This is a genomic window from Chryseobacterium jejuense (assembly GCF_017877355.1).
Lineage (GTDB): Bacteria > Bacteroidota > Bacteroidia > Flavobacteriales > Weeksellaceae > Chryseobacterium > Chryseobacterium jejuense_A.
Genome location: NZ_JAGIPR010000006.1, coordinates 285,370 through 310,008, shown reverse-complemented (window position 1 = coordinate 310,008; position 24,639 = coordinate 285,370). Strand labels below are relative to the sequence as shown.

The 24,639-nt window shown below is 34.8% G+C and carries 24 protein-coding genes and 1 pseudogene; 13 read left to right on the top strand and 12 right to left on the bottom strand.

The genetic code is table 11. The features are described 5' to 3' along the window. The first annotated feature begins 4 nt into the window (after window positions 1-4). From J2772_RS14560 to J2772_RS14550, 3 genes and pseudogenes are all read left to right on the top strand, one after another. Complete coding sequence (locus J2772_RS14560) at window positions 5-1,033, top strand: hypothetical protein (RefSeq protein WP_209917877.1); 1,029 nt, start codon at window positions 5-7, stop codon at window positions 1,031-1,033. Between the two features lie 20 nt (window positions 1,034-1,053). Further along, a complete protein-coding gene (locus J2772_RS14555) occupies window positions 1,054-2,073 on the top strand; it encodes a hypothetical protein (RefSeq protein ID WP_209917875.1) in 1,020 nt (339 codons plus the stop codon). Between the two features lie 470 nt (window positions 2,074-2,543). Then, window positions 2,544-2,864 (top strand): annotated as a pseudogene (locus J2772_RS14550) (alpha/beta hydrolase fold domain-containing protein); the annotation flags it as partial. A 144-nt stretch (window positions 2,865-3,008) separates the two neighbouring features. Here J2772_RS14550 and J2772_RS14545 read toward each other — a convergent pair. The 6 genes from J2772_RS14545 to J2772_RS14520 all read right to left on the bottom strand — a co-directional run bounded on the left by J2772_RS14545 (window position 3,009) and on the right by J2772_RS14520 (window position 9,683). Next, window positions 3,009-3,704 carry an ABC transporter ATP-binding protein gene (locus J2772_RS14545; RefSeq protein ID WP_209917871.1) on the bottom strand — a complete coding sequence of 232 codons (696 nt, stop codon included), beginning with the start codon at window positions 3,702-3,704 and terminating at the stop codon, window positions 3,009-3,011. Continuing rightward, window positions 3,698-5,044: a DUF3526 domain-containing protein gene (locus J2772_RS14540; RefSeq protein WP_209917869.1), complete on the bottom strand. Its 1,347-nt coding sequence runs from the start codon at window positions 5,042-5,044 to the stop codon at window positions 3,698-3,700. Before J2772_RS14540 ends, J2772_RS14545 begins: the two co-directional genes overlap by 7 nt. Continuing rightward, window positions 5,045-6,490, bottom strand: coding sequence for an ABC transporter permease (locus tag J2772_RS14535; RefSeq protein ID WP_209917867.1), 1,446 nt, complete (start codon window positions 6,488-6,490; stop codon window positions 5,045-5,047). 3 nt (window positions 6,491-6,493) lie between these two features. After that, window positions 6,494-8,812, bottom strand: a complete 2,319-nt coding sequence (locus J2772_RS14530; protein ID WP_209917865.1) for a TonB-dependent siderophore receptor — start codon at window positions 8,810-8,812, stop codon at window positions 6,494-6,496. Window positions 8,813-8,945: 133 nt separating this feature from the next. Then, window positions 8,946-9,194 (bottom strand): hypothetical protein, encoded by a 249-nt coding sequence (locus tag J2772_RS14525; protein ID WP_209917863.1) that lies wholly within the window; start codon window positions 9,192-9,194, stop codon window positions 8,946-8,948. Window positions 9,195-9,461: 267 nt separating this feature from the next. After that, window positions 9,462-9,683, bottom strand: coding sequence for a hypothetical protein (locus J2772_RS14520; protein ID WP_209917861.1), 222 nt, complete (start codon window positions 9,681-9,683; stop codon window positions 9,462-9,464). A 132-nt stretch (window positions 9,684-9,815) separates the two neighbouring features. Between J2772_RS14520 and J2772_RS14515 the strand changes: the two genes are divergently transcribed. Beyond that, window positions 9,816-10,139, top strand: a complete 324-nt coding sequence (locus J2772_RS14515) for a hypothetical protein (RefSeq protein ID WP_209917859.1) — start codon at window positions 9,816-9,818, stop codon at window positions 10,137-10,139. A 25-nt stretch (window positions 10,140-10,164) separates the two neighbouring features. On the opposite strand, the gene J2772_RS14510 is transcribed toward J2772_RS14515, so the two are convergent. Both J2772_RS14510 and J2772_RS14505 read right to left on the bottom strand, forming a co-directional pair. Continuing rightward, a complete protein-coding gene (locus J2772_RS14510) occupies window positions 10,165-10,839 on the bottom strand; it encodes a suppressor of fused domain protein (protein WP_209917857.1) in 675 nt (224 codons plus the stop codon). Window positions 10,840-10,850: 11 nt separating this feature from the next. Further along, window positions 10,851-11,273: a hypothetical protein gene (locus J2772_RS14505; protein WP_209917855.1), complete on the bottom strand. Its 423-nt coding sequence runs from the start codon at window positions 11,271-11,273 to the stop codon at window positions 10,851-10,853. Between the two features lie 581 nt (window positions 11,274-11,854). On the opposite strand from J2772_RS14505, the gene arr reads away from it, so the two are divergent. Continuing rightward, window positions 11,855-12,268, top strand: coding sequence for an NAD(+)--rifampin ADP-ribosyltransferase (arr, locus tag J2772_RS24345; protein WP_317194511.1), 414 nt, complete (start codon window positions 11,855-11,857; stop codon window positions 12,266-12,268). Between the two features lie 67 nt (window positions 12,269-12,335). On the opposite strand, the gene J2772_RS14495 is transcribed toward arr, so the two are convergent. Continuing rightward, the gene (locus tag J2772_RS14495) at window positions 12,336-13,280 is read right to left on the bottom strand and encodes an MBL fold metallo-hydrolase (RefSeq protein ID WP_209917851.1); all 945 of its coding nucleotides are present in this window, start codon (window positions 13,278-13,280) and stop codon (window positions 12,336-12,338) included. A 276-nt stretch (window positions 13,281-13,556) separates the two neighbouring features. Between J2772_RS14495 and J2772_RS14490 the strand changes: the two genes are divergently transcribed. Next, window positions 13,557-14,099: a hypothetical protein gene (locus J2772_RS14490; RefSeq protein WP_209917849.1), complete on the top strand. Its 543-nt coding sequence runs from the start codon at window positions 13,557-13,559 to the stop codon at window positions 14,097-14,099. 83 nt (window positions 14,100-14,182) lie between these two features. Beyond that, window positions 14,183-14,434 (top strand): hypothetical protein, encoded by a 252-nt coding sequence (locus J2772_RS14485; RefSeq protein WP_209917847.1) that lies wholly within the window; start codon window positions 14,183-14,185, stop codon window positions 14,432-14,434. 52 nt (window positions 14,435-14,486) lie between these two features. Here J2772_RS14485 and J2772_RS14480 read toward each other — a convergent pair whose 3' ends face one another. Then, entirely contained in the window at window positions 14,487-15,473 is a 987-nt protein-coding gene (locus J2772_RS14480) for an MsnO8 family LLM class oxidoreductase (RefSeq protein ID WP_209917845.1), read from the bottom strand. Between the two features lie 227 nt (window positions 15,474-15,700). Continuing rightward, window positions 15,701-15,925, bottom strand: coding sequence for a hypothetical protein (locus J2772_RS14475; protein ID WP_209917843.1), 225 nt, complete (start codon window positions 15,923-15,925; stop codon window positions 15,701-15,703). A gap of 178 nt (window positions 15,926-16,103) precedes the next feature. On the opposite strand from J2772_RS14475, the gene J2772_RS14470 reads away from it, so the two are divergent. The 5 genes from J2772_RS14470 (at window position 16,104) to J2772_RS14450 (ending at window position 21,544) form a co-directional block, all read left to right on the top strand. Beyond that, window positions 16,104-17,561: a tetratricopeptide repeat protein gene (locus tag J2772_RS14470; protein ID WP_209917841.1), complete on the top strand. Its 1,458-nt coding sequence runs from the start codon at window positions 16,104-16,106 to the stop codon at window positions 17,559-17,561. A gap of 1,270 nt (window positions 17,562-18,831) precedes the next feature. Beyond that, window positions 18,832-19,047, top strand: a complete 216-nt coding sequence (locus tag J2772_RS14465; protein WP_209917839.1) for a hypothetical protein — start codon at window positions 18,832-18,834, stop codon at window positions 19,045-19,047. A 43-nt stretch (window positions 19,048-19,090) separates the two neighbouring features. After that, complete coding sequence (locus J2772_RS14460; protein WP_209917837.1) at window positions 19,091-20,590, top strand: hypothetical protein; 1,500 nt, start codon at window positions 19,091-19,093, stop codon at window positions 20,588-20,590. Window positions 20,591-20,695: 105 nt separating this feature from the next. After that, window positions 20,696-21,163: a helix-turn-helix domain-containing protein gene (locus J2772_RS14455; protein ID WP_245365234.1), complete on the top strand. Its 468-nt coding sequence runs from the start codon at window positions 20,696-20,698 to the stop codon at window positions 21,161-21,163. Between the two features lie 48 nt (window positions 21,164-21,211). Beyond that, window positions 21,212-21,544, top strand: a complete 333-nt coding sequence (locus tag J2772_RS14450) for a helix-turn-helix domain-containing protein (RefSeq protein WP_209917835.1) — start codon at window positions 21,212-21,214, stop codon at window positions 21,542-21,544. A gap of 189 nt (window positions 21,545-21,733) precedes the next feature. Here the strand turns inward: J2772_RS14450 and J2772_RS14445 are convergent, their stop codons facing one another. Further along, window positions 21,734-22,930, bottom strand: a complete 1,197-nt coding sequence (locus J2772_RS14445) for a winged helix-turn-helix domain-containing protein (RefSeq protein ID WP_209917833.1) — start codon at window positions 22,928-22,930, stop codon at window positions 21,734-21,736. A 130-nt stretch (window positions 22,931-23,060) separates the two neighbouring features. Here J2772_RS14445 and J2772_RS14440 point away from each other — a divergent pair, with 130 nt between their 5' ends. Beyond that, window positions 23,061-24,131 (top strand): WG repeat-containing protein, encoded by a 1,071-nt coding sequence (locus J2772_RS14440; RefSeq protein WP_209917832.1) that lies wholly within the window; start codon window positions 23,061-23,063, stop codon window positions 24,129-24,131. Window positions 24,132-24,639: the final 508 nt, after the last annotated feature.

Genomic DNA, 24,639 nt, shown 5'->3' with positions numbered 1-24,639 from the left:
AGATATGAAAAAAACATTATTAATAATATTAGGTTTTAGTTTATATGCCTGTGGCCAAGAAAATAAACAAAAAAATAATAATGAAATTCAAAGTAGTATAAGCATGAATGTTAATCAATATATCCCTGAAGAAAGTAAAAATGTTAATGAGAATAATTATACAAGTAAAGTATTAGAAAGCATTAAACATTATGACAAAGAACCTGTTTATTACCTTCGTATAAACAAGCAAAATTGTTTAATAGAAGTTAAAATAAATGACGTAGTAGATCTTAAAGACTATGAATTGTCTAATATTATTACTCCAATTAAGATTGGTCAAATATTGAAATCAGGCCAACAAAAGATAACGGTAAGAATGTATCCTGTCGGAGATTTAATTAATAAAGATTTGGGCTTGGAGAATGAGCCCCCGGCAACTAGATTATCGGATAAGGCTAAAGTTGATATCTCAGTAGTAATGATGGATAATAAATCTAAAAAAGGTTTTGATGATGAAAAAGTCATCACAGCGCAGGTAAATCCGAAAGAGGCTGCCGGAAAAGAGTTTTATGAATTCAGTTTTACTTTTAATGCGGAGGTTCCCTATGAATTTGAAGGATGGACAAAAGGTCAGGATTTGAGACAGTTAAATCAGGAATTATTGCGTAAAAAAGCTGTCGAGTTTTATGAAATGGTTGGACAAATCCACTTAAAGAAAGATTTAGATTCTTGGCTAAAGATTAATTTTCCTTTAGAAAAAAGAATTCAAGGTTCATTCTATAGTGATAAAGCTTACTTAGTAGACCTTTTAAATGAATTTAATGACGATATCAAGCAAAACTATAGTATGTCCCCAATCAAAAACTATAAGATCGAATTTATGGGAGATGGTAGGTTGTTAAGGTTAAGACAAAACTCTATAGATAAAAATTATAGAGGTAAAGGAGCTTTAATGTTAGAGTATGATGAAGGATATTACTTTCCTGGTATAACTCTATATCTTCCCGAAGGTCGAGATTTAGCAACTCAAGGATTTATGATGTGGAAATAGTGAAGAGATGTTTATACATATTGTTTTCCAGTATTGGGTTTGTGGGCTGTAGTCAAAACTCAAAACATGCTGTTGTTTCTAAAGGACAAACAGTAAAGTCTGTATATGACATTACTCAATATATCCCTGAGGAAACCAAAGATATTAGTGAAGCTAATTTTGTAGAAAAAGTAAGTTCACAAATTAAACATTATGACAAGGAGCCTTTATATTATTTCAGAATAAACAAACAAAACTGCTTAGTCAGAGCTTATATTAATGATGTTAATATTTATGATGATTACGAATTATCCAATGTCATTACTCCAATTGAAATTAGTAATATTTTAAAATCGGGACCTCAAAAAGTTACGGTTAAAATGTATCCTGTCGGGGATTTAATTAATAAAGATTTGGGTCTGGAGAATGAGCCCCCGGCAACTATACTATCAGATAAGGCTAAAGTTGATATCTCAGTAGTAATGATGGATAATAAATCTAAAAAAGGTTTTGATGATGAAAAAATAATCACAACAGAGGTAAATCCAAAAGGAGCTGCAGGAAAAGAGTTTTATGAATTTAGCTTTACTTTCAATGCAGAAGTTCCTTATGAATTTGAAGGATGGGAAAAAGGACAGGATTTGAGAAAATTAAATCAGGAATTATTGCGTAAAAAAGCTGTTGAATTTTATCAAATGGTTGGGAAATTATATCTTAATAAAGATTTAAATTCACTCATCAAGTTGGATTATGTTTCCAATGTACGTACAATGGCCACCGCATATGTTGATAAACAATATGTATTAGAGTTTTTAGAAGAGTATAAAAATGATGTTGAAAAATATGAATACAAGATGCAGGATATCAAGGATTTTGATATAGAATTTATGGGAGAAGGAAAACTTGTTCGCCTTATCAATCGTAGTCAGCGTCCTAAATTGCGTGGCGGGAGCGCTTTATTGTTAACTTATGGTAGTAATAGCTCTTTTGCACCTGAAATTACTCTATATCTTCCCGAAGGTCGAGATTTAGCAACTCAAGGATTTATGATGTGGAAGTAAAAATAATAGGAATATGATTGTATTGGTTTTATTTATTCAGGTAGTAAGCTTAGTGTTTTTTTTCAAAATTATCATGGAGAGTGAGATTGATTCATTCGGATGTTTTTGGTATTGTATTGCAGGTCTTCATTTTCTTTTTATCCTGCGTTTTATGTATGTAGAGATTAATTTTTCCTATTTGTGGTATGAACAGATTATGGAGTTCATTTCATTAGGGATTTCCCTGTTCATCGTAATTCCAACTACAATATATTATCTCATTAAGCGTAATAGAAAGCAAAAAAAGAAACAGTAGTTCTGGAGCAAGTTATTAGAACATTATTAATTGATATTTAATAACTATTCAATATTCAAATTGGAAATATAATTGATTTGTAACAATGCCTGCTTGAGTCATTCAGACTGTTACAGACTCAGATTTTGAGACCGTTTCATATAATGAATTTTCCGAAGGCTGATTTCTTACAAAAAACATGATGAAATGGTTCTGGGACAGCTTCTGCCCGATACTGAAAAATGTAAAGAAATATATGCTTTCCCTGCAGGCTTCCGTAGACCAATTAAAAGGTTTCCCTCCGGCTTTGGTTCAGACAGCAGAAAATGATGTTCTTCGGGATGAAGGGGAAATGCATGTAAGAAAATTAAATGAAGCAGGTGTAGGTTGTCCTTACACAACACAGCGGAGCGGCTTAACTCATGATTATGGTCTGTTAAATCCTTTAGCAGATATACCATCTGTACAAACCTCAATCTTACAGGCTGCTGCAGTTATAAAAGATAAACTTAAATAGTCTCCAGAAAGAGATGATAAAACCAAGTCAGCTTATTATTAAGCTGACTTGGTATGTATATAAGCCGGTTATTACATCAGAATTACATTTTAAAATCAATTATTATGCATAAATGAGGATTCCTTTATGCTTTTTTTCATCGTATCAGATTGTTTTCAGATATAACTCTTGCAATTCTTGAGCTGTAAAAGCTTTGGAAGGTAGATGCTGAACCAGTTCACCCTGTCTCATAATCCCTATATGAGTTGCTACGCTTGCGGCATTAAAAATATCATGGGTTGCCATCAAAATTGTTTTTCCATCCTTGCCCAACTGGCGTACAATTTCTGTAAACTCTGCTGTAGCTATCGGATCAAGCCCACTGGTGGGTTCGTCAAGGAGAAGAACTTTTGCATCTTTGGCAAGAGCAATTGCTATTCCTACTTTTTGACGCATTCCTTTGGAATATCCTCCCAAGGCTTTTTGATGAGCTGTTTCCTGAAGACCGGTATGCTGCAACAATGCAGATAACTCTTCTTTACTGTATGTAAATCCTGCAATTCTGGAGAAAAAATCGAGATTTTCAATTCCGGTAAGCTGAGGGTACAAGAGTACCGTTTCGGGAATATAAGCTAAATGTTGCTTTATTTTTTGAGGATGATCCCGTACCGAAATCTCATTGATGAAAGCATCACCGGAAGTTGCTTTAATGAGTCCCAGAAGAAGGTTGATCGTTGTACTTTTACCCGCTCCGTTTTGTCCCAAAAGGGCAAATATTTCTCCTCTTTTTACCTCCAGATTAAGAGAGTGAAGTGCTGTAAAATCATTATATTTTTTATGTAGGTTGACTGTTTTTAACATAGTTTTCTGTATTTGTTTTGTGAAAGGATAATAAATAAAGCAATGAAGATCAGGTAAGGCAGAAAAAGCTGTATAGGTTTTATGCTTTCAGAAGCACTGAAAGTTTGTATAGCTTGTTGCTCCCAGTTTATAGAATCAGTATTTTTTCCTGAAAAAATCAGCGGATAGAAGGATAAGCGTTTTTCTTCATGAAACTTCCTTAGTGCAGAAGCATACTGCAGCTGATTGTTCATATCTGTTTTGGCAAGATGACTTTCTACTATCTGTGTATGCAGGTTGGGGAAAATATAGCCTAAATAAGTTGCAGCCTGATTTCTTTTCTGCATTTTTTGGGTATACTGCTCTGATGATTTTGATGACTCCATATCTCCCATGTGCTGCATAGCATAATACCAGGTCCAGGTAAATGCATCATTCTCCTCTACGGTGAAATTTTTGTATTGTGGATAGGCTTTGTAAAACATCTCCATAGTAGGGCGTTTTGCTTCGTCCCATTTATTGTGATAGCCATCTCTCTGTTCCATTACAGCTTTAAGAGATTCATGAACAGGGTAGATCCTTTGTATCAGGATATTGCTGCTCATAGGAATTATAAAATTAATACTCACCCATGCTATAAGAAGTATGAGTGTATTTTGGGCAGAAGATTTCCGGAAAGATATTATCCATCGGCATAAGGCAAACCAAAATAGAATATATAACCATCCGCTCACCATAAAAGCAATATAATATTGATCCAAAGGAATTTTTATCCAGACTGAGGCAATAATAAGTAGAATTATGTAAACTAAGGTTATGGCTAAAAGCCGTATCAGCATTTTATGATCCAAAAGCTTTCTTAAATGACTGCTTTGCACAGAGAGAAGCTTCCATGTTCCTTTTTCTTCTTCCTCGGAGATCAGATTATAACAAAATGCAATAATAACCAATGGAAAAAGGAAAACAACTACAAAACTGAAATCAAAGTTTCCTACAGCCACATTGGCAGGGTTATAAAAATCAGAATTATAACGCTGCTCTTCCAGGTTTCTGACGGTTACTCCCTGAACAGAAGGAGCTAAATCACGCATGCCAATATTTAGAGCAGCCAGTTTGGGAGTTTCATTCACCAGGTTAAACTTTATATAGTAAAGAACGAGCCCCAGATCATCCTTGTGAAACCTGGTGTTTCTTTCAATACTCTCTTTCTGAAATGCTCTGCTTTTTGAAATAATATCTTCGTTTCTGTCCAGAAATTTTTTCCCAGTAAAAATGGCCATGAGGCCGGCTAGCAATAAAAATAGTAAAGCAATGAGATAGGCTTTATTGCGATAAAATTGGATATATAAATAATGATTCATTTAGATTAATTTTAATTTTCTTCCACTTATTTCGATTATGATGATACATATAGCCAGCCATGCAAGCAAAGCAATACCGGGCATTACCTGTTCTTTCATGGTATCAGACACAGAGGTGTACTGATAGTTAAAGTCAGGAAATTTCTTCCAGTTATCTTTATTTATGATAGCAGGTGGACCTCCTTTCTCCGGTTTTATGTTACTGATATGCTCAATCTGCAGATCATTTAAATGTTGAGCCATTTGATAACGGTAATCTTCAGCTTGCTTTTGAAACTGGGTGTAAGAGAAAAAATCTGTTCCTGTGGCGATCATTGAAAAATTTTTAACAGCAATCGCAGGGTTAATAAATCCAGAGATATCTGTGAATTTTTGTTGTTTATTATAAATATCCTGCAGTTTCTGCTGATGTCTGGTGTATATAGATGAACTTATTTTTTCACCTTCTTTCATCACAAAGCCTCCATAGTTAAAAGGAAGCTCGTCAGTGGAACGTACTTTATAGAGAGTCAGTAAAGAATCTTTAATCTTTTTAAAATGAGGATCATCCGGATTGTGACTGTCTCCGGATTTTAAAATATCCTTTTCCAGATTGGTTTCAAAGGCAATGCGGGATGGAGTGGAATATAAATTCTGTGCTGCAAACTGAACTCCTTTAGGTAAAATAATAATGAAAAGAAGCCAAAAACCAATAAGACTGATAAGAGCAGAAGAAGTGCTTTTACTGTTTGCGGATACCACAATCGTCAAAGCACTGATGAAAAAATAATAAATCATATAAGCTGGCAGCAAAAAAGACAGTCTTATCAGAATATCAATCCATTCTGTTGTTCCTGATAGGTATGCTGCCAGAAAAACAGCTGGAATAACCGGAATCAGAAAACACAGAGAAAAAAACCAAAGTCCCAGAATTTTTCCCCAGATAATATCTCTTCCTGAAGCTCCCTGTACACTGATAATTTTTAACGTTGCATTCTCACGTTCCTGTACAATTAAACCGAATCCTAAGAAAAGGATAATAAGAGGGACTATAGTCTGCAGGATAAAAGCTCCGCTGAAGGCCCCAAATCTGACCAAAGTGCCTGAACTTCCGGCTTCAGAGAGATTGGCAGTATTCTGTTTATGGGCTTCCAGAAATATAACGTTTCCAAGATAATCATCCAATCCATTATCGAAAATACTTAGAGGATGACCAATCCGGAAAACCAAATAGCCATAATGGGCCATGCGGTGTGGATGCTTATCAGGTCTGTGTTCCCAGCCTTCCCGGATTTCTTTCCGGTATTCTTTTATTTTTGAGAAAGTGTCAGTATATTTTGTATACCCTATGCCAATACTTAGCATACAGAATAAGAGGACGGTGATGGTAATAAGCAGGCTTTGTTTCCCTTTTAGCAAATCCTGCCAGGTCTTTTTCACGATCAGATTTAAATTTGAAATAGCCATAATTTAAAATTTATAAGTAGCAGTTAGTAAATAATTTCTTGGAGTACCCGGAAATAACCTGAGGTAGTTTTGTGCTCCAATCCAGTATACCTTGTTGGTTATATTATTCAGGTTAAATGTGAGCCGGATATTAGATTTTGGAGGTGAGTAATATACAGCGGCATCAATCGTGGTATATGGCGGAAGTTCAAAACTTCGGGTAAACCACGGGACTTTTGAACTTTGATAAAGCATTCCTATACCTATTCCAAAGTCTTTTATAGCATTCATTGCCGAAAAGTTATAACGTGTCCATAGGTTAAGAGAGTTTTTAGAAGAGTTTTCTTTCCTTTTTCCTACAAGATCAGGATTAGTATCATCTAATATTTTAGCGTCAATATAGCTGTATCCACCATAGATATGCCATTGAGGGAGAATATGTCCGCTAAACTCTGCTTCAAACCCACGGCTGCGGTCGGCACCTCTTTGTACAAGTTCATCAGGCTCTGCCGGATTATTAGCATTGAGTAAGATATTTCGTTGATGGATCTCATAAATAGCAACATTAAAGGAGATTTTGCCGAAAAGCTGAGCTTTGATTCCAAGTTCTTTAAGGTCTGATGTTAAAGGTTTAAATCTTGCCGCAGACTCAGAACCTGCAAGATTAGACGTATTAGGCATTAATGTTACTGTGTTGGATTGCGGCTGATATCCGGTTAGGTAAGTTCCATACAGATTGATCTGATCAGTTAAGCTATAGGTGACCCCGAACCTATACAATAGCTTATGATTCTGGAAAGAAGACTCATTAGCTTCTTTGAAATGAGTGGTATCCTGAAACCATTCCTGACGTATTCCGGATAATATTTTAAATTTTTTCCAGGTAAAAAAATGCTGAATATAGGCTGCATGTGTAGTTGTTAATGCAGTAGGCAATGTAGTGATGACATTAAGAGTGTTAAAGTCAACCCCTTGATGATTAACAGCTCCGGGATTAAGGTCAAACGGATTGACATTAGGCTTGGGAATTATAGTTCCATTATAATTGATAGTCTGATAATCTGCAGCATTAGCAGGATTGTAAGAAGAAACTACCGAACCATTCTTCAGCAGAAATCCCCTTGCCGCATTTTGCTGGCCCTCTTTACGTTTTTCCCATATCTGGTTATCATATCCTATTAATGTCTGGTGCTGAACTGAGCCTGTTTTAAAATTGAAATTAAAGTAAGCATTGATATTATCAACAGCCCATCTTTGTTTTCTTTGTATAAACTGCATCATTGCCAGACTGGAAACAGGTTTATTGTCCATATCCGGAACAAAAGAATTGGTTGCCCGGTGTTCCTGTAAGTTCTCTCTCCAATACTGCTTCATATAAGAGGCATTGAAGCTGATAAATGGGTTAAAATGATGAGCCACACTTCCCATGATAATAAGATCTCTGGTTTTGAAAAAATCATCTGGGGCACCAAGGTTCAGGGTTCTGGGAGTACTGTTAAGGTCAGTTTTTCCTGCAACTGCACCAAAAATGGGTTGTCCTCTGTCTAGATTTCCATAGAGATCATTAAAAATCATTTCGACATTGACGGATGTTTTTTCATTGGGAATAAATGTGAGGGAAGGAGATAGTAAAAATCCGCTGTTTTTTACATGATCTCTAAAAGAATGAGCATTTTGAAAAGCTCCATTAAAACGATAGAGAAGGGTTTTACTTTTATTTAAAGGACCTGTAAGATCTGTAGTGACCCTATAGGTATCAAAGCTGCCTCCGGATAAACTGATTTCATGATGAGAGATTGATAGTGGCTTTTTAGTCACCATATTAATAGTACCTCCAGGATCAACACTGGACATGGTAATGCTTGCAGGACCTTTAAAAACCTCTACACGTTCAATATTAGAGGTCATAGGCTGTAAAAAGTAATACTGTCTTGTCCGCATCCCATTGATAATCTGTCCTTCTTCATTTTGGCTGATTCCCCTGATGCTGTATTGATTATAGTAACTGGAAGGGGAGACTCCATTAACGTTTTTCATAACCTCTCCAAGCTGAAAGGCCTGGCGATCTGTAATCAGTTCTTTGGTAACAGTATTAAGCGTTAAAGGAAGGTCCTTATTTTTCATGGCAGTTTTAGTGGCAGCAAAAGAATAATCAGAAGTATAATCTTTAGCCTTTCTTCCGATAATTTCAACGGTTTGTACACTGGTAGATAAAGTATCCTGATGAAGAGACTGTGCATGGAGAAATGTGGATGCAGTAATGATACCTAAGCTAAAAAGCTTCACAGGATTTGGGGAAATAAAATGAATTATTCCCTGATAATAAAAATTATTGGTAATCATGAATAGAGTTGAATAGGCACTGAATATGCCTTATTAATAATTAGGATAGATTGAGTTGATGGAAACCCATGTATCCACAGAATAATCAGTACAGACTAAAGAATCTGTATATGTAAAATAATGGCAGCGTAATTTAGGCTACCGCGAAAAATGAAGCTGGGGGTGCTCTCGAACTGAAGAAGTCGAGGAGACAGCGGTAAGAAATGGCTTTTGGATGAGGCATTTCGCTGTCATTGGAAGTGTTGACTACAAAATTCATCTGTAAAGATTCAGGAAGAAGAATATTGTTCATATGCATATGAAGTGCACATTGGCATTCATCATCCTGAGAGAAAGTAGGAATTTTTTCCTCTTTGGAACCCTTTTTATACATCAGTTTCATCTTTGTATGTTTAGCATGGTCAAGGCATGTACTTACCCCACTGACATTCGAAATAAATATCAGTAATAAACTAAAAACAAAAAAGATTCTGAGAAATTTTTGCATAATTAGAAGAACAAAAATACAATTTAATTTTAAAAACAGGTTAAAATGAATAAAAAGTAATATAAAAAATAACTGTTTTGGATATAGATATTCTAAAATTTATGCTGCCATGAACTTTCTTTAGACCATCGATTAGTATTATAAGTTATTATACCAAGAAAACTACGGATAATTAGGGCTATAACTTGTTTTTCCGGAAGATAAAGTACCTGAGATCACAAATGTATTATCATGAACCTCTTTCAGAGAGACATAACGGGAACTTGGAAAGCCATACAGACCTATTGTGGATAGGCAACAAGCATGAGGTAAACGCTGTTTTCTGGTTTGAATTTCCTGATGTAAATAATGCTGAAAAAGTGTGATAGTATCTGTAATATTCATTTTTTTTTGGATTACAGTACTCAAATTTACAAAATGTGTCATGGTTATAGCCATGCTTTAATTCTTTGCCCGTTTCTATCATGTGAAGCTTTGAAAATAACTATTTTTGCTAAAAAAACATTCATAAATATAATGATAACAGCAAGAAATTTTATTACTGAAGAAATTGATAGACTGAACCACTTAATAAGCAAGGGGGTAGATAAAGAATCTAATGTTTTGCTAAAGAAAGAGCTATCAGATACCATTCATGTATTAGATATATTTGACTGTTATCAGATCAGTAAAAAGACTATTGATACAATTTTTGAGCTTCCGGATTCCCATACCGGATATTCGGATTACAGAATCATGAACGATTGTGAATCGGATGATCCCACGCAATGGGTTGAACTTAAGATAAATGATGAGAAGATCAAACTGTCAGAAGGTGATATCATCATCAGAAAGAAATAACCATCAAACTCTTCATCCAATCGGACTATTCTAATAAACTTTTACGGTTGTTATTGAAAATATCCGGGATGTTGCCTTCAATCAATAAATCGAAAAACTTACCATAACCATTTTCTATTTTATATTCCAGTTCGTTTTGATAGAGTGGGAAGAGTGTATGCAGAGTAATGATCCTGTCATCGCTGGTGATTTGCATAAAATCATCATCAAAAGTAGCAGAAGGTAATAAAATACAACTTGTAAACTGTGTATTTTCGTCGTAGGGCTCAGAAATATCACTCCATGCCTGCAGAGAATGTCCTTCAGTTAAGAATGTATCCTGATGGTGTGGAAACCTGGCCATATCTTTTATCATGCCCATGATCCAGTCGTTTTCTCCCTCGCTTGGAAAAGTTTTTTCAAATTCCAGATCTTTAGGAAGCAAAATCAAAAGTTCAGCAAAGATATAGTCTTCTTTGTTGGGAATAGTATCGGGGACCTGCATTTCCAGCAGACTCATACCGGAAGTTATCAGCAGATTAAAATCTTTATCTTCAGGTTGGATAAAATAAACATCCAGATGAAAATCAAGAGACAGCATCTCATGAAAAACGGTTATTTCCTCACTTTTGAAATGTTGATCCAGGTGCTTTTCCAAAGCCTCAACATTTTCATAATAATGCTTTTTATCCTGTATTTTTTTGATTAGTGCCTTGTCCATATTCTTTGTTTTTAATCTCTTTGTGTTTCGCGTTTAAATACTGTTTTTTCTTCGAGTCTGCTGTTGTTATTAATCATATTTCCTTGGTTATCCCAAGTTACCTGCTTTGCCCTTACATGTAATTTCCCTTTTATGACTTCCATTTCTATATAATCATTTTGATCTTGTTTGGCAGGGATGATTAATAAATTTCCTTTCACCAGGGCTTGCAGGGTTCGGGGAGGAGCCTCACCGGTGCCAATATCCGTGAAAATGGCAAAATCTTTTCCCGGTTCAAAATCAATAGCTACAGAATTAGTGAAATATTGGGCCTTATACACCCAATATCCCTTAAAGGTATCTTTAGTACTTTGGGGAATATTATGGATTTGTGCATGGAATATTCCTGTTAACAGAAATAATAAAATAAGACACAGTTTTTTCATTATTTTCATACATAGATAATTTCCGGGTTGTGCTGTCTTTTTTAGCAACAGCACTGTTTTACTATTGGGAATATTACTTCTTTAAATATAATATTATTTTCATTTTTTTTTGTTGATTTTATAAATATATTTTCGATCATCTATGAAAACGCAGAATACATGATTTCATCCGATAGTGTTGAAAGCAGAGAGAATATTTGTATACATTTGTTGCTGAGACTGAAATTCTTACATCAATAATAGAACAAAATAATTATACCATGGAATTTTCACCATTTAATAATGTTGTTAAGCTTTGCATCCAGGCAATGGTTATGGAAGAGCAAAACAAATCTGAAGAAGCCGGAAAATTATTTAAACAAGGCTGGAATGAAGCAACGGATAATACTGAAAAATTTCTTGCAGCCTATTATCTTGCCCGGTCTCAAAAAACATCTTTAAAACGGTTAGAATGGTTTGAAATAGCTCTGCAGTATGCTCTAAAGTCAAATGATAACACTGCTAAAAGTGCTTTTTATTTTCTTTATTTAAAGATTGCGGAATGTTATGAAGAACTTTCAGATCTGCAAAAAGCAAAAGAGTATAATGAGATGGCGATGTCAGTAAAAGATAAAATTTTGGATAAAGGTCCCTTTTATCATGGGACAAAAGCAAACCTGCAGATAGGTGACCTGTTAACAGCAGGAGGGGATTCCAATTATAAATCTGAACTCAAAATGAACCATATTTACTTTACAGCATTGGTAAATGGGGCAGGACTTGCAGCTGCGTTGGCAAAAGGAGATGGAACCGAACGGGTATATATTGTAGAACCCACAGGTATTTTTGAAAATGATCCGAATCTGACAGATAAAAAATTTCCCGGTAATCTCACCCGCTCTTATCGATCAGAAGCTCCATTGAAAATTATTGGGGAAGCAACGGACTGGAGTAAGCCAGGTCATGAAGAGCTTCAGAAATTCCGGGGAAAACTGGAAAATAATAAAGGAGAAATAATCAATTAACCGGAAAAGTTTCGGGTATATCAATATAAAAAGCGATGAGACCTAAATTTCATCGCTTTTTATATTATTAAGGTAAGTTAATTCTTTTACCCTGTTCCGGGAAAACATATTTTACCTTTAAAGGATTGTTTTTTAATAACTCCTGTTTAATGATCTCAGGATTATTTCCTGTAGGTTTTCTGTGGGTAACCACGATATTAAGACCTTCCAGATCTTTATGTCCTGTTTTTTCCTTCAGTTTTTCCAGCTCTTCTGTCAATAGGTTAGGCGTAAGATGACCAAAAAGCAAATGTTCAGGCTGGCTGTTTGGGAAAGAAACTTCAATCAATATGGTGTTCAGCTGTTTTTTCTGTATCAATGGAGCTACATTTTTCCAAAGGTTGTCCATGCGGTCAGACTTCTCGATTCGGTCTGCTCCGGTATCGCCTAGGTAAAGCAGGTAATGGTTTTCATTTCTGACAAGTGCAGCGCTGCTTTTATAGGGGTTCACATGGCTCAGCTCATATCCTGTTAAGAAAAAAGAAGTTTTCTGTGTTGGTATTTCTACACCATCTTGAAGTTCATTATAATGATACTTCCCAAGGATAGGTTTCTGACCCTGATCAGCAAAATTAATCCAGGTATCTGTTATAAAATAATGATTCTGCAGAATTTGAACTACTGATGGGATGGCGAAAATATCTTTTTTAGAATCAGCCGGAGAGTTGATAATAAGGCCGGATAAATGATCCAAATGACCGTGGGAAATAAAATATCCTTTGATCTGATCCTTCAGAACCGTTTCTTCCGGGCCATTAAGGCTTTTCTGTTCAATTGCTTTTCGGATTCCGGTGTTTACCGTTCCTGCATCAAGGCAAAGGAATGTATTGTCCTGAGTTGCTCCCACTAAATAAGCAGATAAATTATCTTCCTGTTCTCCTCCATAGATTCCTAAAGGAATAACATCAAAATTTTGTGCCTGGCAAGCCATATGTAACAAAAGCGCCAGTAAAGAAAATGCTGTTTTTTTCATTATATTAAAAAGTAAAAACCTAACCTTTGCGGTATGATAAGGCAAATTTACATTATTTTTTTCCGGTTTCACTTATCAATACCCGTCCACTATTGATCTAAAGATGAGCTTGGAACTGAAAACAGGAAATTATTTAAAATATGAAAAATGATATCTTATAAGGAACATGAGCTGTTATTGATTACATATTAACTTCCGGCTCTCATCATTCAACTTTCTGCTTATTTATTCTAATTTTAATATCTTTAACCCCGAAAAACCATCAAAATAGTTAATATGAAAATACAACCATTCACCTTAGTTCTTGCAGTACTTTTTCAATTCTTAAGTTGTAATGCGTTTTCACAAAAATCTGCTGCACTGAATTCTTTACTGGATAAAAACTCTGAATTTGCTTTTCCACAGACACCGGATAAAATTTCGAAGGCATTGGATGCAAAGACTGTATTCTATGAAGATGCTAACGGTGAAAAATATGCTAAATGGCTCACGAAATCAGGATTGGAGCTTTATACCAGCCTTGGAGGAAATAATGTTATTAATGAAATGTTTTTTGATATACCCGATCATAAACCATTGATCGTTGGTGGCCTACCTTATAGTCTTGTCATGAATAAGACAACATTAGAAAGCGCTAAACTTCAATTCAAAAAATATGATGCAAAAGCTCAAAAGCTTGGTGCTGGCAGTGAGTTTCCGGAAGGAGCAAAGCTTATTTTCAAGAGAGGGAAATACTTTACAACGTTACTTTTTGATAGTAAAAATCTTTTAAAATCCATAGGAATCACTACCGAACTTGTTGATCCTGCAGCCAACTAACGGAATTCTGCAAAGATTTTACATTTACGAAAGGTGATACTTTTGTAAGTTAGTGGGGCTTCAAAAAACTAAAAAAAATAATCATGGCAGAAAAAGAATTAAATGAATTAACCGATCAGGAATTATTAGCAAAAAAGGATAAATCCAAATCCGATAAAATAATCAATGCTGTTCTTATAGGATTGTTTATTGGTGTTGCTGTATATAGCAGTGTAACCCACGGAATCGGATTTTTCACATTTTTTCCCTTAATCTTTGCAGGGTTTTTGGGAGTTCAATGGAACAGACGTAATCAGGCATTAGAAAAAGAATTGGAATCCAGAAATTTGAAATAAGGATTAAAATAAGAAAATAAACCTGTCATTGTTAAGCGCAAGGGCAGGTTTATTATTCAATCAGACTTTTATACGTAAAAATCCGGTCTTCTTCTCTGAACATATTGGATAATAGGACAAGATCTTGAGTTCCATATTGTAATGCTTTTTCTTCGAGCTTTGAATGTATAGTGTCAGGAGTTCCTGTTACAACTTTATCTAGCAAAGCATTAAATAATTTTTTGTCTTCATTGTTATCAAGAAGGGTTTCCACTTCTTCAGAGGGTTTTAGCATACTTGGAGCTAAAATTTTTCTGGATTCAAGGAACTGATACACCATTCCGAATGCATTATAACTTGCCTGTTCCTGAGTTTCCGCAACAGAAACTGAGATGGCTACCTGAAAAGAAGGTTGGTTTCTATACCCCGATCGATTAAATTCTTCCTGATACAGTTTATGGATTTCAGTATTGGATCCGTCTGCAATGAAATCAGCCATAGAGTAGGATATACCATATTTAGCTGCTTCTTTTGCTGAATTTTCTCCAGAACCTAGCCAGGTGATCTCCGGCAATACTGAAACATGGGTAGGCTGAGCAAACAGGTCTGTATTCTTATAGTTTTGTTCTCTTACATAGGCTATAATTTCTTCCAGTTTTTCATTGATGTTGTTGAGGACAGGAAGTTTATGACTATTCAATGCCAATACAGCATCTTTCAGTCCTCCGGGAGCTTTACCCAGGCCCAGTATAAAGCGGTTGGGGTAGAGTGTAGTGAGCATTTTAGCCCATTCTGCAATTTTAAATGCAGAATAATTGCGAAGCATAATTCCTCCAGTGCCTATCTTAATGTTTTTTGTGTTAGCAAGAACTGTTGCCGCCAGAATTTCCGGACTTGAACTTCCATAGGCTTCCACACCATGATGCTCTGAATATAAAATACTATGATATCCCAATTCATCAGCTATTTTTGCCAATGTCAGACTGTTTTCTAGTGCCAGAGCAGCATTGCCGCCTTTGATAATGGGAGTCTGATCTAGGATGCTTAATTTCAGTTCCATTGTAATGATTTATCGTGTATCAATTTAAGACAAAAAAGGGGAGATCTTTTTGAAGGTCTCCTGTTTTTTATTATTAATTTTATGCTTAATTTAGTTGATCACCACAAATAGTTCTTCCTTTGATCTTCTCACTCTGTTCAGCTTTCCCCACCAGTCAGTTTATTCATTTTTATAACCAAGAGCCATTAAAACAGTACTTTTTAAACCTTGTTCAGACAGATTTGTACTCATTGGTAATGGTCAAAACCATCTTCCTCCTTCAGTACAATTCCTGGCATACAGTCTCCGGAAATTTTACTGATGACAGGAATAGAGTTAAATCCGGCAAAATAGCCTCTATATCCTACATTTCCAGTTCCCCCTGCAATCCCTGCAGCAACGGATTTGTAGAAGTTATGGTAATATTCCCGGTAATATTTGGAATAAAGCAGATCAGAAAGAAGAACAGACAATATCAGGATGAAATTCAGAAACTCATCCGTTATTGAACCTGATATATCTATTTTCTGGATAAATTATTATGTTCTCGATAAAAATCTATAAAGTTTACTTTTTTCATTGTTGTATAAATGATATTTTTGCGTTTATCTTGTTCGTAGGTGTATTTTGTTTCTTGATTTTATTGATTTGATGAAAAATTTCCATATTCTTTTTCTTTTATTGAGTAGCCTCTTCATTCAGGCTCAAACTGGTGTGGAAAAGCAGGTGGATAGCCTTTTAGATAAATCTTTTACAGAATTTTCTGAAGTACAATTAGTTCCTGCTCTTAAGAGTGCTAATGAAGCTTTAAAAAAATCAGATAAAATTGATTATTCGAAGGGAAAAACTTTGGCAAATATCTATATCGCCAAGGTATTGGCTGAAACAGGAGGATATAATGAAGCATTAGGCTATCTAAAAAATGCAGAACACGAGCCCTATTTTTCGTCTTCTATAGATATACAAGTTGAGGTTTGCAGGCTGAGAGGAAGAACATATGGACTCCTTAAGATGAGGAAACTGGCCCTTAAGGAATTTTATCAGCAATTGAAATTTTCTCAAAAGATCAAAGATCCTTATAGAAGGCAAATGTCCACATACTGGGGATATGAAAACATAGCGGAAATTCATACTCAGATGAACCAATATGACTCTGCCTGGGTATATGTACAGCGGCAAGAGGATGTTTTAAAAAAGATGAAAGAGGAAAATGTCTTTTTCGATCTTAGCAGAACTTATGCAAAAAAAGGACAGATGTACACTATCCGGAAAGATTATGCAAAGGCTCAGGAGTATCTGGACAAATCATTGGCTCTGCTCGAAAAATATAAAGTTACCTATTTATTCTATACATTGGAAAATTATGGGGATCTGGAAGCAGCCAAGGGAAATAAAGAATTGGCCGTCAATTATTACCGTAAGGCACTTCAGAATGCTGTAGACCTGAAAGACAAAGATGCAGTTACCCATTTGTATGGGATTCTTGGAGATTATTTTATGAAGAATAATCTCAATATCAAAGAATCTAATGAATATCTTTACCAACATCAAAAATTAAGTGATTCCCTGAATGTAGCTAATAAAGAGGTGGTAGAAGAGGCCTTAAGCCAGATTCTCGATCAGAAAGACTATGAAAATAAGGTGAAAAGCAGACAATATCTGTATCTTATTGTATCTATAGTTCTTTTATTAATCATTGTTGCTTTATTTTGGTACAGATGGCATCTCAAAAATAAAAAATTGATTTATAAAAATAAAAAGACCCTTTCTGAAATGAGCCAGGTTACTGTAGGACTCGAAAAGAAAATAGAGGAAAATAAATTCAATAATCTTATTGTTTTGGCGAAAAATAATAATCCTGAATTTTTAACCCTTTTCTCAGAATTATACCCGGACTTTATACAAAGATTAAAAAATTATGATCCCAAAATCCGGAGCAGTGAACTATCTTTCTGTGCAATGGCATACCTGAATTTTTCTGCCAAAGACATTGCTACTTATACATATGTGACCCCGGGAGCTGTTGAAATGAGGCGAAGCAGGCTCCGTAAGAAATACAATATCCCTTCAGAGATAGACTTTAACAATTGGATGAGAAGAGAAGAATAAAATGTTAAACTTCTTATACTTATCGAAATAACAGCAACCATTGACAAACCTGTCAGTGGTTGTTTGTTTTTGGAATAAGGATGAATACAAAGTTATATATTCATAAATGGGTTGGGAATTATTGTGATTTGTATCATTGTATTTGGTTGTTTTTGAATCAGTTGTTTAATGCTTTTTTGAATTGAACAACTGATTTGCCTTTAGCTCTTTTGAAATAATATCCATGTAAGGAAGAGAAAACAAACAGAAAAGAATATTCATGACTAAAGATTTATGAATCTTAGTGATGATCCTGTTTTCCCGCTTTTGAATTGCATTTTCAGAATTCTGGATTATATTCAGAATAATGATAAACAGTAAAATATAAAAGCAAAATATCTGATTGAAATGTGGATGAATTTTTCCTTCAAAATAGTTTGTATTCATGTACCAAAATTCTTGAGAAGCTTTGCTTAATTTTTATTTTGAAAAGACTATTGAGTTATTCCGGTTTTTAAATGAATTTGTTGTTATGGAATTTTAGATTTATTAAAATAAATAATTGAAAATCACTGTATTGTATTTATGTATAGCTTTTGTAGGGGGCATTAATTTGTTATTGAATATTAAAATAATGAATATTTGCCTAATCAAATTAATGAGAACAAAAAGTCCTTTAAAATAGAAATAACTCACAAAATGATATGAATATTTGAACTCTAAAAACAGGATTGTTTATTATCCATTTTCCGATTAAACACTAAGACTATTTCCAACCCAATGAAAACACAAATAATAACTTTCAAAGAAGAATTTTCCCATTTTATATGGAGTTTGCTTTGGCTATGTAATACTGATATCTCCAGTTTCTCGATTGCACAAGTATGCATTCGTAATATATTGTTCATTAAAAAAGCAGTTGTTGAATTTTCTTCCATAGAAATTAAAACTCTGCTTTATATTATTCATTCTGTGACTCCACAAAATTCCAAGGCAAAATCTACAGCTTTTACAATATTTTGCTCTTTTTGTACTCTAAGACTCACTGATTTGGACGCTCTTATTTTAAATAGGAATAAAATTTTTGAAATAATTACTGTAAATACCCCTGTATTTTTATCACGGTCACCAACTTTTTTATAGACAGATGTAAGTAAAATCTGCTTAGATAATACTTCCTTTTAAACTATAATACAATTTCTGAATATCCACAATTCACTACATCAAAAGCGCAGTGCAGCTATTGAACTGTATATTATTATTAAAAAAACAATTATATAACCCAACAACAATGAAGAAAAATTTAATTTTTGCAGTAACTCTTTTAACTGGAATATCAGCTTTCGCACAGATTGGTATCAGTACGCCTGATCCCAAGGCAACTCTGGATATTGTAGCTTCCCCTACAGATATTACCAAAACCGACAGACTTATTGCTCCAAGAATAAAGGGCACGGAGCTTAAAGCCAAAGATTCTAACTACACAAATGATTCAACAGATTTATAAAAATCTGTATTTCTCAAAACACACAAGGATAAATATACAACACATGAAAAAAAACATCATTCTTTTAGGAACACTATTGATTTCAGGCTTTGCATTATCGCAAGTAGGAGTGAATACAGCAAAACCACAGGCAACGTTTGATATTGTAGGAGCTTCAACAGACACGGCCAAGACAGACGGCCTCATTGCGCCAAGATTGAAAGGCTCTGAACTAAAAGCTAAAGACGCATTATATACTGCGGCACAAACAGGGGCCATTGTATATGTTACCGAGGCTTTGGCTTCTACCGGAACAACTACAAAAACGACTAATGTAACCACAGTAGGGTATTTCTATTTTGATGGAGCTGTTTGGCAAAAAATAGCATATGGATCTTTTGCAGAAGCCGATGGTGTCATTGGCAACGAGGTGCTTAATGCAACCACTAACGGTGGTTTAATCAGGACTGGATCAGGAACTGCAGCAAGTCCTTATACATTAGGTCTTACTTCCGGAACTGCTAACGGACAGGTGATGACCTGGAATGGAACAACATGGAGCCCAGTCGCTGTCAATTTTACAGAGACAGACGGAGTGATTGGTAATGAAGTACTAAATGCCACAACAAATGGTGGATTAACCAGAGTAGGATCCGGTACAGCAGCAAGTCCTTATACATTAGGTCTTACTTCCGGAACTGCTAATGGACAAGTGATGACTTGGAATGGGACTACATGGAATCCAGCAAATCCGTTGAATATTTATAATGCCGATGGAACACTTACAAACGATCGTACTGTAGCATTTGGAGGAAGATCATTAACTTTTAAAGGAACAGGGCAGCAGACAGTTTGGGGATCTACAGGAACACTTTACCAATATGGAACTACTTCATACGCAAGCATGGTTCTTAATGCAGCTGATAGTAATGGAAATGGTATAGCTGCAAGGATGCATTTTCAGATTTATCCCGAGCAACCTGCACAGATTATAGCTGATAATGATGCAACAGGTTTGAATCTTTCTACCAATCAGACTACAGTTTCAGCACCTATAAATTTTGCGACAAGCCCTGGTAGTAATGTTAATGGCATTGCCCGCGCACAAATAGATGGAGATGGCAGATTCAATATTAATAATACTTTAAGTATAGGCTATGGCAGCCAGCAAACTTTCACCAGTACTCAGAAACTGAAAGTAAACGGAAGTATCGTTACTGCAGGAAGCACTTATCCTGACTATGTTTTTGAAGACTACTATAATAAAACTTCAGTAATAAAGCCGACATATAAATTTACTTCATTATACGATACTGAAAAATTCATCAAAGAAAACAGACATCTTCCAGGGGTAACTTCTATCAGAGAACTTGAGAAAAATGAAGTGGGATATTCCTTTAATATTTCGGATTTGTCTGTACAGTCTTTGGAGAAGATTGAAGAATTGTATCTGCACACCATAGAACAACAAAAACAAATTGATGAACAGAAAACCCATATCACTTCATTAATGAAAATTACAGAGAAGTTACAGGCAGAAATAGACGTTCTGAAAAAGCAGTAAGAAGGCAGTGTTATTTCCAAAATAAGGTTTCAGTAGGATGGGGACAGGCATTGTCCCCGGAATACTGATTGAACATAAATTGATGAATTAAAATTGTATTTGAAGATGATAAAACGCAATGTACTGATAGATTATAAAGAGATTCACATGGGGAACCTGATAAAACTTCGGGTCAAAGAGAAAAAAATCGGACTGTTACGGGTATGTGGCTTTCTTAAATGTACGGCAGAGGAAGTTGAAAAGATGTACACTTCCAGCAGTATTGATTCTGAAATGCTTTTGAAATGGAGCAAACTATTGGAATATGATTTCTTTCGTATTTATTCCCAGCACATCATTTTGTTTGCCCCCAATAATTCGGATCAGAAAAAAGAGCAGCCCAAAGAGGAGACCGTATTACCCAATTTTAGAAAGAGTCTTTATACCAGGGAAATTATTGATTTCATGCTGAACGAATATAATTCCGGAAATATGTCCAGGCAGGAAATTTATAAAAGATACAATATCCCGAAATCAACCTTTCATAAATGGTTAAATAAATATAATAGTGAATACAAGGAGTCTGAGGGTTAATACTTTTTTTGAACTTCTTTTTTATATAAATGAAATATAAACTATGCTATGAAAATGAATCGTCCCAATTACAGAGTTATTTATGAGGATATGCTTCAAAAACAGCACCCAGATAAAATAAAAGAGTGCAAAGAGTTATTAAAAAAAGAAAACCTGGCTACAGCAGATATTCTGGAACTTAACCAGCGAATCTTTCCCAAAATCTATGGAAATAAAGAAAAATACTCTCAAAAGCATCGCGCTTATAATGAAACTGATATTTTGAGGGTATTGGATTATCAGAAAAAAAATAGACTGAACAATTCACAACTGGCCAGCCATTTTAAAATGAGTAGAAATACCATTACTAAATGGAAAAAGCTGGAAAAATTGGTGAAATAAAGTAAAAAAAGAAGAGATTGTCTCAAAAGTAAAAAATAGACTTTTGTCATTCTGTGAGTAGCGAAGAAACTCTAAAATCAAATAATTAAGCTTCTTCATAATATTACTGAACTACATTCGCAGACTTTTAAGCCAGTGTTGACAATGACACTTTTGAGGCAATCCTTTTATATAAATCTGATCAATAAACTAATAAGACAAAGCTTTATTAACCCTATTTTTAAGTTTTGATGGACTTACTTTGGTCAGCAGCAGTGACTCACAGCTATTAAAGAATGCGAAACGCTTTACTGCTTCCGCAAAAGAGGGTAACCAAAGTTCCGGAGTAATGTCTGTATTTTCAAGATGCAGGTGAATCAGCTCCAATTTTTTATCCTTTCTGTGTGCTTTACAATCCACCCTTCCGATAAATGTGTTTCCAAATAAGATAGGCAGACAGAAATAACCATATTGTCTTTTTTCCTTGGGAACATAACACTCAAGGCGGAAATCAAAATCAAAAATCTGCTTAACACGGTCACGGTGAATAATGGAATTGTCAAACGGAGATAGCAATCTGACATCTGATTCCATTGTATCATCAGATTTTTCAAGTACATCACTCTGAATATAAACGGAAGGAATCCCTTCAACAGAAATCTTTTGTATTTCACCCTTCTCAAATAAAGATTGTAAAATCAAATTCACATTTTTTTTCAATGCATCACCTTTCCTAAGATGGGTTATCTGTTTTAAACTTGTAAAACCATAGGCACGGAGAGTTGTTTTTACCAAATATTCAGCAAGTTCAAGTGGGGTAGGTTCTGTTGTATTGATAGATGATGGTAATACTCTTTCTGCAAGATCATAAGTTTTCTGCATACCGCTGCGTCCGCTTATCATCAGGTCTCCCTGCATAAAAAGTCTTTCAAGTGCTAGTTTTGCGGGTTTCCAGTTCCACCAGCTTCCGGCTTTATCCTTTTTACTCTCAAAATCTCTTGCCATTTTAGGACCTTCAGCCCGGATAGTATCTACTACATATTTCATGACCTTTTTGTCCGCATTATAATAATGAGATTCACTTTGTTTTATATTAAGCATTTGAGGCAATACATACCTGAAGTCCTGCATTGGAAGATAGGATGCAGCATGAAACCAGTATTCAAACACTTTACGCTCTTCCACGAGCTCTTCCAGATAATCTGTCTTAAAATCAGGAATTCTTGTCCATAAAGTATGATGATGGGCTCTCTCCACCACAGACAAGGTATCAATCTGTATATATCCAAGATGCTCCAAAGCAGTAAGCACTGCATCTTTTCCGGTTCCGAAAGGAGTGGTATGCGTTAATCCCTGACGCTCTAATGTGATACGCTGTAATGTTTGTAATAAGGGTGTCTTTTTCATATCAATAGAATACAAATGTATTGAATTAAAAGAAACAAAGCCGTCATCATTCTGTTCTGATTTTTAGCTTTTCAGGGAATTGAAGTTTTTTGTATTTTAGCTTTATTCCCAATCTGATAAATACCCACGAATGAATCTAAAAGTGAAAGTTTTTTTTATAGGGCTGCAACTTATCCCTGCTGTACTTTTTTCACAAAAAAATAAGGACTATAAAAACCTTTTTGAATCTCTCAACTTTGAATCTGCCTATCCCTTTCAGGAGCAAAAGGCTTTGGTTTGTATCAATGATCATTACCAATATATAGATAATAAAGGAAACCTGTTGCCTTTTAAATTCAAAAGGACTTCAAGACTGCCATTACAATTTAATTTTGACAGAGCAGAGGTGTATACCAGATCAGGAAAATCCGGATTTATTAACGGAGCAGGAAAACTGGTGATTGATACCCTTTATCAGAACATAGGTGAATTTGGAGATTCACTGGCATTTGCTGTGAGAAAAGGATTCTATGGCTTTATGGATTTGCAGGGAAAGGAAGTTTTACCCATTGATAAACGATATAGGGTAACTTTCCCGTTTTATAAAGGATTATCTGTGGTTTCCGATGGTAAAAAATATGGAGCCATTAACAAAAAAGGAATACTAACAATTGCAATGGATTTTAATGAAATAGAACCTTTTCATGAAGGATGTGCTGCTGCCCGAAAAACAAAGGATGGATTATGGGGTGTGATTGATATGACCGGTAAATTTGTGATCGAACCAAAATATAAAATACTTTCCCGGATGTCTGAAGGATTAATTGGTTTTTATGACGAAAAGTCTGAAAAATGGGGATTTCTTGATTCCCATGGAAATGTAGTTGTACAACCAAAATATGTCAATTCTGGAGACTTTCATGAGGGACTAGCCTACGTGGAAAATGATAAATCACAGATTGGATATATTGATAATACGGGGAAACAAACCATTGATTTTAAGTTTTATGAAGCATGGGATTTTTCAGAAGGATTGGCGGTAGCTACGGTTGAAAAAGAACAAAATGGTTCTCAAAGAAATTTATCCGGTTATATTGATAAAAAGGGGAATTGGGTATTCAATCCTGCATTTTCCGAAGCCAATAAATTTAGTGATGGTAAAGCTCTTGTTCTTGAAATGTATAATAATCATTTGCGATGGAAGTTTATATCCAAGCTATAACCTTTCATCATACATGAGATTTTCTTGCTCATTAAAAACTTAAAAATACTTTTTAACCATTCGGGATGATTTTATAAAACTGAAGGTAATTTTTCCGTAAAATTTTCTTTTTTCAAAATATATGGAATAAAACCCTACATGAAAATTAATTCATGTAGGGTTTATTTTTAATTCAATATTTAAAATATTGTTGATTTTTATAAAATTGAATCCATTTATATTAAATGATTGATTTTTAATTATTTGTATTATTTGTTTTGATGCCTAACGTATCTGTGACGTATGTCGTTATGAACTTGTAGTGTATCTGTAGCGTATTGATTTTCTTGGACTGAGTGTGGAATAACTCTAATCTTGCATTGAAATATTACAAGATGTATTTATAAAAAACGGTTAGACTTTAAAAAAAGTATGCATATGCTTCTTTTACTGTACTGTTTTTATTAGAAGATCTGCCCAAATATGCATTGGGAAAAGATCAAAAATAAATAGCATCTGCTTACAGATA

What these genes read in the sequence shown, in the direction of transcription:
- J2772_RS14560 (WP_209917877.1), top strand. Translation starts at nt 5, where the DNA reads ATGAAAAAAACATTATTAATAATATTAGGTTTTAGTTTATATGCCTGT.
- J2772_RS14545 (WP_209917871.1), bottom strand. Translation starts at nt 3,704, where the DNA reads ATGTTAAAAACAGTCAACCTACATAAAAAATATAATGATTTTACAGCA.
- J2772_RS14540 (WP_209917869.1), bottom strand. Translation starts at nt 5,044, where the DNA reads ATGAATCATTATTTATATATCCAATTTTATCGCAATAAAGCCTATCTC.
- J2772_RS14535 (WP_209917867.1), bottom strand. Translation starts at nt 6,490, where the DNA reads ATGGCTATTTCAAATTTAAATCTGATCGTGAAAAAGACCTGGCAGGAT.
- J2772_RS14530 (WP_209917865.1), bottom strand. Translation starts at nt 8,812, where the DNA reads ATGATTACCAATAATTTTTATTATCAGGGAATAATTCATTTTATTTCC.
- J2772_RS14525 (WP_209917863.1), bottom strand. Translation starts at nt 9,194, where the DNA reads ATGAAACTGATGTATAAAAAGGGTTCCAAAGAGGAAAAAATTCCTACT.
- J2772_RS14520 (WP_209917861.1), bottom strand. Translation starts at nt 9,683, where the DNA reads ATGAATATTACAGATACTATCACACTTTTTCAGCATTATTTACATCAG.
- J2772_RS14515 (WP_209917859.1), top strand. Translation starts at nt 9,816, where the DNA reads ATGATAACAGCAAGAAATTTTATTACTGAAGAAATTGATAGACTGAAC.
- J2772_RS14510 (WP_209917857.1), bottom strand. Translation starts at nt 10,839, where the DNA reads ATGGACAAGGCACTAATCAAAAAAATACAGGATAAAAAGCATTATTAT.
- J2772_RS14505 (WP_209917855.1), bottom strand. Translation starts at nt 11,273, where the DNA reads ATGAAAATAATGAAAAAACTGTGTCTTATTTTATTATTTCTGTTAACA.
- arr (WP_317194511.1), top strand. Translation starts at nt 11,855, where the DNA reads ATGGCGATGTCAGTAAAAGATAAAATTTTGGATAAAGGTCCCTTTTAT.
- J2772_RS14495 (WP_209917851.1), bottom strand. Translation starts at nt 13,280, where the DNA reads ATGAAAAAAACAGCATTTTCTTTACTGGCGCTTTTGTTACATATGGCT.
- J2772_RS14490 (WP_209917849.1), top strand. Translation starts at nt 13,557, where the DNA reads ATGAAAATACAACCATTCACCTTAGTTCTTGCAGTACTTTTTCAATTC.
- J2772_RS14485 (WP_209917847.1), top strand. Translation starts at nt 14,183, where the DNA reads ATGGCAGAAAAAGAATTAAATGAATTAACCGATCAGGAATTATTAGCA.
- J2772_RS14480 (WP_209917845.1), bottom strand. Translation starts at nt 15,473, where the DNA reads ATGGAACTGAAATTAAGCATCCTAGATCAGACTCCCATTATCAAAGGC.
- J2772_RS14470 (WP_209917841.1), top strand. Translation starts at nt 16,104, where the DNA reads ATGAAAAATTTCCATATTCTTTTTCTTTTATTGAGTAGCCTCTTCATT.
- J2772_RS14465 (WP_209917839.1), top strand. Translation starts at nt 18,832, where the DNA reads ATGAAGAAAAATTTAATTTTTGCAGTAACTCTTTTAACTGGAATATCA.
- J2772_RS14460 (WP_209917837.1), top strand. Translation starts at nt 19,091, where the DNA reads ATGAAAAAAAACATCATTCTTTTAGGAACACTATTGATTTCAGGCTTT.
- J2772_RS14455 (WP_245365234.1), top strand. Translation starts at nt 20,696, where the DNA reads ATGATAAAACGCAATGTACTGATAGATTATAAAGAGATTCACATGGGG.
- J2772_RS14450 (WP_209917835.1), top strand. Translation starts at nt 21,212, where the DNA reads ATGAAAATGAATCGTCCCAATTACAGAGTTATTTATGAGGATATGCTT.
- J2772_RS14445 (WP_209917833.1), bottom strand. Translation starts at nt 22,930, where the DNA reads ATGAAAAAGACACCCTTATTACAAACATTACAGCGTATCACATTAGAG.
- J2772_RS14440 (WP_209917832.1), top strand. Translation starts at nt 23,061, where the DNA reads ATGAATCTAAAAGTGAAAGTTTTTTTTATAGGGCTGCAACTTATCCCT.